We start from the raw sequence: 389 nt of genomic DNA, 5'->3' as shown, positions 1-389 counted from the left end.
ACGACGATCTTGTCGGCCATGGTCATGGCCTCGACCTGGTCGTGGGTCACGTAGATCATCGTGGTCTTGAGCTGATGGTGCAGTTCGCTGATCTCCAGCCGCATGGTGCCGCGCAGTGCCGCGTCGAGGTTGGACAGCGGCTCATCGAACAGGAAGGCCGAGGGTTGGCGCACAATGGCGCGGCCGATGGCGACGCGCTGGCGCTGGCCGCCGGAGAGCTGGCCGGGACGGCGTTCGAGGTAATTGGTGAGGTTGAGCACGCGCGCCGCGTCCTTCACCTTCCTGTCGATGGTCGCCTGGTCCTCGCCCGCCATCTTCAGCGGGAAGGCGATGTTCTTGGCCACCGTCATATGCGGGTAGAGCGCATAGGACTGGAACACCATGGCGAT

1 protein-coding gene is annotated in these 389 nt (G+C 64.3%); it reads right to left on the bottom strand.

What is annotated here, in order from left to right; genetic code table 11:
• Positions 1 to 389: ABC transporter ATP-binding protein (locus tag X744_RS139625; RefSeq protein ID WP_023763264.1), on the bottom strand; the 389-nt coding region annotated here is incomplete at both ends.

Source organism: Mesorhizobium sp. LNHC252B00, from assembly GCF_000502955.1.
Taxonomy (GTDB): Bacteria; Pseudomonadota; Alphaproteobacteria; order Rhizobiales; family Rhizobiaceae; genus Mesorhizobium.
Note: the sequence above shows the minus strand (reverse complement) of the source record. Positions and strands in the feature narration are given on the sequence as shown.